This is a genomic window from Microbacterium sp. (assembly GCF_047606385.1).
GTDB lineage: Bacteria > Actinomycetota > Actinomycetes > Actinomycetales > Microbacteriaceae > Microbacterium.
The window spans coordinates 1-7,194 of the sequence record NZ_JASGEL010000047.1 but is presented as its reverse complement, the minus strand read 5'-3'; the positions used below and the strand labels follow the sequence as shown (position 1 = coordinate 7,194).

At 71.0% G+C, this 7,194-nt stretch carries 6 protein-coding genes and 1 tRNA gene; 1 reads left to right on the top strand and 6 read right to left on the bottom strand.

Translation table 11 applies throughout. The features are described 5' to 3' along the window. Positions 1–2 precede the first annotated feature (2 nt). The 3 genes from QM626_RS05305 to QM626_RS05295 form a co-directional block, all read right to left on the bottom strand. A complete protein-coding gene (locus QM626_RS05305) occupies positions 3–251 on the bottom strand; it encodes a histone-like nucleoid-structuring protein Lsr2 (protein ID WP_415074725.1) in 249 nt (82 codons plus the stop codon). A gap of 167 nt (positions 252–418) precedes the next feature. Next, entirely contained in the window at positions 419–997 is a 579-nt protein-coding gene (locus QM626_RS05300; protein ID WP_415074723.1) for an isochorismatase family protein, read from the bottom strand. Between the two features lie 34 nt (positions 998–1,031). Further along, complete coding sequence (locus QM626_RS05295; protein WP_415074721.1) at positions 1,032–3,248, bottom strand: MMPL family transporter; 2,217 nt, start codon at positions 3,246–3,248, stop codon at positions 1,032–1,034. A gap of 67 nt (positions 3,249–3,315) precedes the next feature. On the opposite strand from QM626_RS05295, the gene QM626_RS05290 reads away from it, so the two are divergent. Next, positions 3,316–4,176 (top strand): EamA family transporter, encoded by an 861-nt coding sequence (locus tag QM626_RS05290; protein ID WP_415074719.1) that lies wholly within the window; start codon positions 3,316–3,318, stop codon positions 4,174–4,176. 97 nt (positions 4,177–4,273) lie between these two features. Here the strand turns inward: QM626_RS05290 and QM626_RS05285 are convergent. The 3 genes from QM626_RS05285 to QM626_RS05275 form a co-directional block, all read right to left on the bottom strand. Then, a tRNA-Thr gene (locus tag QM626_RS05285) sits at positions 4,274–4,348 on the bottom strand. Between the two features lie 72 nt (positions 4,349–4,420). Beyond that, the gene (locus QM626_RS05280) at positions 4,421–5,974 is read right to left on the bottom strand and encodes an alpha/beta hydrolase (RefSeq protein ID WP_415074717.1); all 1,554 of its coding nucleotides are present in this window, start codon (positions 5,972–5,974) and stop codon (positions 4,421–4,423) included. Beyond that, entirely contained in the window at positions 5,971–7,137 is a 1,167-nt protein-coding gene (locus QM626_RS05275; protein WP_415074715.1) for a DNA polymerase III subunit delta', read from the bottom strand. The genes QM626_RS05280 and QM626_RS05275 overlap by 4 nt, the downstream gene beginning before the upstream one ends. Positions 7,138–7,194 lie beyond the last annotated feature (57 nt).

Genomic DNA, 7,194 nt, shown 5'->3' with positions numbered 1-7,194 from the left:
GCTCAGTGAGCCGCGTCGTACGCCTCGAGCACCGATGCGGGCGCGCGCCGCGGCGCGGCGGCGGCCGAGACCACCCGGCCGGCGTCGATGAACGGCGCCAGCGCCTCGCGCAGCTTCGCCTGGTTGGCGTCGGACAGGTCGATCTCGTAGCTGCGGCGTTCGAGCGAGAACACGATCGTGCCGCCTTCGCCGTTCGTGATGGGCGTGCCATCCAGATCGTCGACGAGTTCGACGGAAACTCTCTTTGCCATGGGTTCCTGCTTTCCGAAAGGTCGATGGGTCGGGTATCGCACGTATTCTCTGCCTCGAGAACACGCACTACTCAGACTAATCGCTTTTCACCGTTCATCGTCGCCGAAATGCGCGTCGTCGTGCATATCTCGTGCATTCCGACAGAGCGGAATACGCGAAGAGACGGTCAGGTATCGGATTCGACCAATTCGGCGCCGGCGCGGACGATCTCGGCGAGCGCGCGTTCGCTCGATTCCGGGTGCACCCCCGCGACCAGATCGGTGAGCACTCGCACCCGACGGCCGGCGGCGAGGGCGTCCAGCGCGGAGGCGCGCACACAGTAGTCCGTCGCGAGCCCGGCGATGTCGATGTCGCGGATGCCGTGCGCATCCAGCAGGTCGTTCGCCGTCCGCCCGTCGTCGCCGACGCCTTCGAACAGCGAATACGCAGGTTTTCCCTGGCCCTTCTTGAGGTGATCGGTCACCCGTGAGGTGTCGAATCCCTCGTCGTATTCCGCGCCGAATGTGCCACCCACGCAGTGCACCGGCCAGGTGTCGATGAAGTCCGGCGAATCGGAGAAATGGCCGCCGTTGTCATTGTCGCCGTCATGCCAATCCCGCGACGCGACGACGAGCTCGTATTCGTCGGCGTGCGCGCTCAGGAATTCGCTGATGCGACGGGCCACGGCATCCCCGCCTGTCACGGCGAGCGCCCCGTGCTCGGTGAAGTCGTTCTGCACGTCGACGAGGAAGAGGGCTCTGGTCATGGCTCGAGGCTACGCTCCCCCTCCGGCGCATAACTCAGGCAGATCGGCCTTCAGGAGCGCCGACCGGCGATACCGCGTCGGTTCTGCCTGAGTTATGCGCACCTCCCGGGCGGGAGAGCCTCGAGGGCCACCAGATGCGCCGGCCCAGGTCGTAGGCCAGCGCCGGCACGAGCAGCGAACGCACGACGAAGGTGTCCAGCAGCACCCCGAACGCGACGATGAACGCGATCTGGGCCAGGAACAGGATGGGGATGACGCCCAGCGCGGCGAACGTGGCGGCGAGCACGAGCCCGGCGGAGGTGATCACGCCGCCGGTCGCGACCAGCCCTCGCAGGATGCCGCGGCGCGTGCCGTGCGCGAGCGACTCCTCTCGCACGCGCGTCATCAGGAAGATGTTGTAGTCGATGCCGAGCGCGACCAGGAACACGAACCCGTACAGCGGCACCGCCGGATCCGCGCCAGGGAAGTCGAGGACGTGGTCGAAGACGAGCGCGCTGACCCCGAGGGCGGCGGCGAACGAGACGATCACCGACCCGATCAGCAGCACCGGCGCGAGGATCGCCCGCAGCAGCAGCATGAGGATGACGAGGATCACCGCGAGCACGAGCGGGATGATCAGGGTCCGGTCCCGGATCGAGGTGTCGTTGGTGTCGATGTCGACGGCGGTCACCCCGCCGACGAGGGCCGTGCCGTCGCCGAGCGCGTCGTCGAGGCTCGTCCGCAGCGCCCGGACCGTGTCCGCCGCCGCGGCCGAGTCGGCCTCGTCGGCGAGGGTCGCCACCAGCAGCACGTCGCCGTCCGACACCGTCGCGGTGGGGGTCTGGCCCGGGACGACGTCGCCGAGAACGGCCTGGCCGTCCTCGACCGTCACCGTCGCCTGTCCGGTGGTGGCGTCGGAGCTGGTGACCGCGACCGCGTCGATGCCGGCGGCGGCGGTGAGCACGGTCGCAGCGCCGGCCAGGTCGTCCTCGGGCACGATGACGTAGACCGGGCTGCCGGAGCCGCCGGGGAAGTGCTCGGCGAGCACCTCCTGTCCGTCGCGGGCGTCGCTGGCGCCCAGCACGAGATCGCTCGTGGCCACACCGTCGGCCTTCAGCTGCAGCACGCCCGCCGCGGCGACCAGCAGCACGACCGTGCACACGATCCACACCGTGCGGGCGTGCCGGGAGATGACGCGCGCCTGACGCGGCCACAGTCCTCTCACCGGCTTCGAGAGGTCGTCGGGGATGCCGACCCCGCCGGTGGTGGGGATGAACGGCCAGAACGCCGCACGCCCCACGAGGGCCAGCAGGGCCGGCAGGAAGGTCAGCGCCGACAGCACCGAGAACGCGATGCCGATCGAGGCGATCGGGCCCAGCGCACGGTTGGTGGCGAGGTCGCTGAGCAGCAGGCACAGCAGACCCGCGATGACCGTGCCGCCCGACGCGAGGATCGGCAGGACCGCCCCGCGCCACGCGGTGAGCGTCGCCGGCCACCGGCCCTGGCCGCTTCCGATCGCCTCGCGGAAGCGTGCGGTGTAGAGGAGGGCGTAGTCGGTCGCCGCGCCGATCACCAGGATGAAGAGGATCCCCTGCACCTGGCCGTTCAGCACGACGATGCCGGCCGCGGCCAGCCACCACACCGTCAGCAGCGCGACGCACAGCGCGAAGGTCGAGGTGACGAGCACGAGGATCGGCAGCAGCGGCGAGCGGTAGACGATCACCAGGATGACGAACACCGCCGCGAGGGCGACGATCAGCAGCAGCCCGTCGATGCCGAGGAACCCCTCCACGAGGTCGGCGGTGAAGCCGGCGGGGCCGGTGACCCATCCCTGCGTGCCGCCGGGCAGCGCATCGGCGAGCGTGGCACGCAGAGCGGTCACGACGGTGTCGATGTCGGCATCCGCCGCGATCGGCACATAGATCTCTGCCGCGTCGCCGTCGTCGCTCGTCACCGGCGGCGAGACGGTGCCGGAGACGCCGTCGATCGCGGCGAGGTCGTCCGCCACGGTCTGCAGTGCGCTCAGCTGCTCCGCGGTGAGCGCGCCGTCGCCGGTGACGACGACGATCGCGGGGATGGCGTCGCTGCCGGTGAAATCCGCGAGGCGGTCGTTGACCTGGGTCGCGTCCGCGCTGGAGGGCAGATAGCTGGACTGGTCGTTCGTGGCGACCTCGTCGACCTTTCCGAAGTACGGGCCCCCGATCGAACCGCCCACCAGCCAGATCAGCACGAGCAGGGCCGGGATGCCGATGCGCAGCCATCGTGACGTCATGTCGCTAGCCTACCTAGCCATGTGCGCACGCATGGCGGGCACATGGGCGCCCTAGGCTGGTGCTACCATGCCCGCCGCGCTTCTCGCCCTCGTCGGCGCGCTCGTGTACGGCGCCGCGGACTTCCTCGGCGGGCTCGCCACGAAGCGGCTGACGGCGCTGCGTGCGGTGGCCGTCGCGGCGGTGACCGGGCTGGTGCTGCTCGCCGTCGTCGCCCCGATCGTCGGCTTCGCGTGGGTTCCCGCCGACATCCTGTGGGGTGCCGTGTCCGGCGTGTTCGGGGTGATGGCCCTGGTGCTGCTGTACGCGTGCCTCGCGGTCGGGCCGATGAGCATCCTCTCGCCGTTGACCGCGGTCGTCTCGGCCATCGCCCCGATGCTGTGGGGGCTCGTCGTCGGTGGCGAGGTTCTCGGCGTGCTCGGGTACGGGGGCCTCCTGGTGGCGGTGATCGCCGTGGTGCTGGTCGGCTTCGTCCCCGAGCGCGACGCGGTGCGCCCGACCCGTCTCGGCCTCGCGATGGCCGTGGGCTCGGGCCTGGCGATCGGCGGGCTGCTCATCTGCCTGGACCAGACCTCATCCGCCGGCGGCCTGCTGCCGCTGGTCGCGAACCGTGTGGTGACCACGCTCGCGACCGGGGCCGCCGTGCTCACGCTCCTGCTCGCGGGGCGTCGCACGGCCGGCCGGCCGCGCCTCTCGCGGCGCGGTGTGCTGCTGGGCATCGGATGCGGCGTGCTCGACGCCGGCGCGAACGTGCTGCTGCTGATCGCGCTGCGCGTCGGCGACCTCTCGGTCGTCTCGGCGCTGACCGCCCTGTACCCGGCCGGGACGATCGCGCTGGCCGCCGTCGTGCTGCGGGAGCGGATCGCCCCGGTGCAGTGGGTGGGACTCGCGCTGGCCCTGACCGCCGGGGTGATGCTGGGCGCCGCGTGAGCCGTCCCGCGACAGCGGCGATTTCGTGCATGTCGATGCCATATATCGCGCGCGGTCGCACGAGATCGTCACGGTCGTGTGACGGCCGTCACCGTCCTGGAGCCACCTGTCAGGATTGAACTGACGACCTTCCCATTACGAGTGGGATGCTCTACCACTGAGCTAAGGTGGCGCATCGCGCGGGCGCAACGCACGATCAACGATCCTACATGGCCGCACAGGACGCCGCGAACCGGCGCGGGCCTCAGTCGCAGGTCAGCCCGTCGTCGGGCACGGTGCCGTCCAGGAAGTACGACACGACCGCGTCGTCGACGCAGGAGTTGCCCTTGTTGAAGCCGGTGTGCCCCTCGCCCACGCGGGTGATGAGCACGCCCGAGGACAGCTGGTCGGCCAGCGACACGGCCCAGTCGTAGGGGGTGGCCGGGTCGCCGGTGGTGCCGATGACCACGATCGGCGCGGCGCCGTCGGCGGAGATCTCCTCCCGCACGCCGGTCGCGGCGTACGGCCACGAGTCGCAGATGTCCACGTCGGAGCTCCAGTACGGCGCGACGGTCGGCGCCTCGGCCGCGAGCTCCGCCGCCGCGGCGGCCTCATCGGCATCCGTCGCATCGTCCGGGTAGTCCATGCAGTTGTAGGCGGTGAACGCCTCGGTCGAGTTGCTCGTGTAGACCCCGTCGGACCGGTCGTAGTAGTAGTCGACCAGCTGGTAGGCGACGTACGGGTCGCCCTTCGCGACGCCGCTGAGCGCCGACGTCAGATACGTCCAGCTGCTCTCGGAGTACAGCGCCGCCACGATCGAGGTCAGCAGCGCGTCGGCGCCGAGCTCACGGCCGTCGGAGTTGGTCAGCGGCGCGGCGTCCACGCTGGCGAGCATCGAGCCGAGCTGGGACATCGCCGTGTCCACGCTGCCGCTGAACGGGCACCCGCTGCCGGCGAGGCAGCTGGCCATGTACGAGCGCAGCGCGGACTCGAAACCGATCCCCTGGGCGGTGGAGACCTCCAGCTCGCTGGTGGACGGGTCGATCGCCCCGTCGAGCACCATCCGCCCCACCCGGTCCGGGAAGAGCTTCGCGTACGTGGCCCCGAGGAAGGTGCCGTAGGAGTAGCCGAGGTAGTTGAGGGTGTCGTCGCCGAGCACGCCGCGCAGCAGATCCATGTCGCGGGCCGCCTGCTCGGTGGTGATGTACTCCAGGATCCCGTCGGAGTTCGCCTGGCAGGCCTGCGCGTACGCCTCGTCGCCGGCGGTGAGATCGGCGTCCCACTCGGCCGAACCACGAGTGCCGGAGGGGATGTCGAACAGGAAGGCGTCCATGTCGCTCGCGTCGAAGCAGGTCACCGCGGTCGACTCCCCCACGCCGCGCGGGTCGAAGCCGACGATGTCGTACGACTGCGGCAGCACGTCGCCGACGGCGTAGCTGAGCGAGTCCGCGATCAGCTCGACCCCGCTCGCGCCGGGTCCGCCGGGGTTGACCAGCAGCGACCCGATCGCGTCGCCGTCGGTGGCCTGCTGCCGGATGACGGCGAGCTCGATGTCGCCGACGCTCGGGTCGTCCCAGTCCAGGGGCGCGGTGATCGTCGCGCACTGGAAGCCGTCGTCGCAGCTCGACCACTGCACGACCTGCTGGTAGTACGGCAGCAGGTCGGCGTCGATGCCGTCGGTGCTCGCCGGGGACGAGGTGGTCGTCGCCGAGTCGTCCGGCACGAACGAGAACAGGCAGCCGGTCAGGGCGAGGGATGCCGCCGCCAGACCGGCAACCACCGCCGCCAGTCGCGCGGTCCGACGGGATGGCAGGTTCATGGCGTCCTCCCGGAAGCGACGGTGATCAGCAGGCTCTCGATGGCCAGCAGGGGTGCGACGTTGCGTTCGAGGTTGCGGCGGGTCAGCGCGAGCTGGTCGAGGACCGCGATCGTGCGCTGCGGCGACCAGCGATCGGCCACCGCGCTCAGCTCCCCCGCGAGCTCGGCGTTGATGAGCCCGTCGGCGCGGCCGTACTGCAGCATCACGACGTCACGGAACAACGACTGCAGATCGGTCAGCGCCCGGTCGATGCCGTCGCGCAGACTCCGCGTCGCGCGACGCTTCTGCTCGTCGGCGAGCGCGTTCAGCTGCGAGCGGACGGCGGGCGGCACGGCAGCGCCCTCGGCGACGCCGACCGTGCGCAGCAGATCGGCGCGCTCGGCCGCGTCGCGCTCGGCGGTCAGCGCCTTCGCGTCGTCGGTCGCGACCTGCACGATGCGGGCGGCGACCTCGACGGCGTCGCCGATCCCGCGGACCGTCAGCACCGATCGCAGCGTCTCGTCACGCCGGGCGCGGGCGTCGGCGTCGGTCGCGAGACGACGGGCCATGCCGATGTGGCGCTGCGCATGGCGCGCCGCCTGCTCGGCCACCTCGGCGTCGGCACCGGTGCGCAACGCGATGAGCCGCGCGACGTCGTCCACCTCCGGCTCGCGCAGCCGCACCGTCCGTACGCGGGAGCGGATGGTGGGCAGCAGATCGGCGTCGCTGGGCGCGCACAGGATCCACACCGTGCGCTCCGGCGGCTCCTCCAGCGCCTTCAAGAGCACGTTCGAGGTGCGCTCGGCCATGCGGTCGGCGTCCTCGACGACGATGACCCGATGCCGGCCGGTCGAGGGCGCGTAATAGGCGCGCTCGACGAGCTGACGGGCCTCCTCGATGCGGATGACGACCTGCTCCGTGCGCAGCGCGGACAGGTCGGGATGCGTGTGGGCGAGCACCTGCCGCATCGCCGCCTCGTCGCCCGGCTCGGCGATGAGCGCCGCCGCGAACGCGTATGCCAGCGTGGACCGTCCCGATCCGGGCGGCCCGGTGATCAGCCAGGCGTGGCTGGATGCCGCGTCGTCGGAGGCTGCGGCCTGCAGCATCCGCACCGCCTCCGGCTGGCCCCACACCTCTCCCCACGGCACCTCGAGCACCGGGCTCTCGGTCGCGGCGGAACTCATGTCTCCCAGACTAACCGGGGCCGTCGACGCCCCCGCATCCGGTTCGCGGATGCGGGG

Bases quoted from the DNA above. Each gene is read 5' to 3' on its own strand.
- QM626_RS05305 (WP_415074725.1), bottom strand. From the start codon at position 251: ATGGCAAAGAGAGTTTCCGTCGAACTCGTCGACGATCTGGATGGCACG.
- QM626_RS05280 (WP_415074717.1), bottom strand. From the start codon at position 5,974: ATGAACCTGCCATCCCGTCGGACCGCGCGACTGGCGGCGGTGGTTGCC.
- QM626_RS05295 (WP_415074721.1), bottom strand. From the start codon at position 3,248: ATGACGTCACGATGGCTGCGCATCGGCATCCCGGCCCTGCTCGTGCTG.
- QM626_RS05290 (WP_415074719.1), top strand. From the start codon at position 3,316: ATGCCCGCCGCGCTTCTCGCCCTCGTCGGCGCGCTCGTGTACGGCGCC.
- QM626_RS05275 (WP_415074715.1), bottom strand. From the start codon at position 7,137: ATGAGTTCCGCCGCGACCGAGAGCCCGGTGCTCGAGGTGCCGTGGGGA.
- QM626_RS05300 (WP_415074723.1), bottom strand. From the start codon at position 997: ATGACCAGAGCCCTCTTCCTCGTCGACGTGCAGAACGACTTCACCGAG.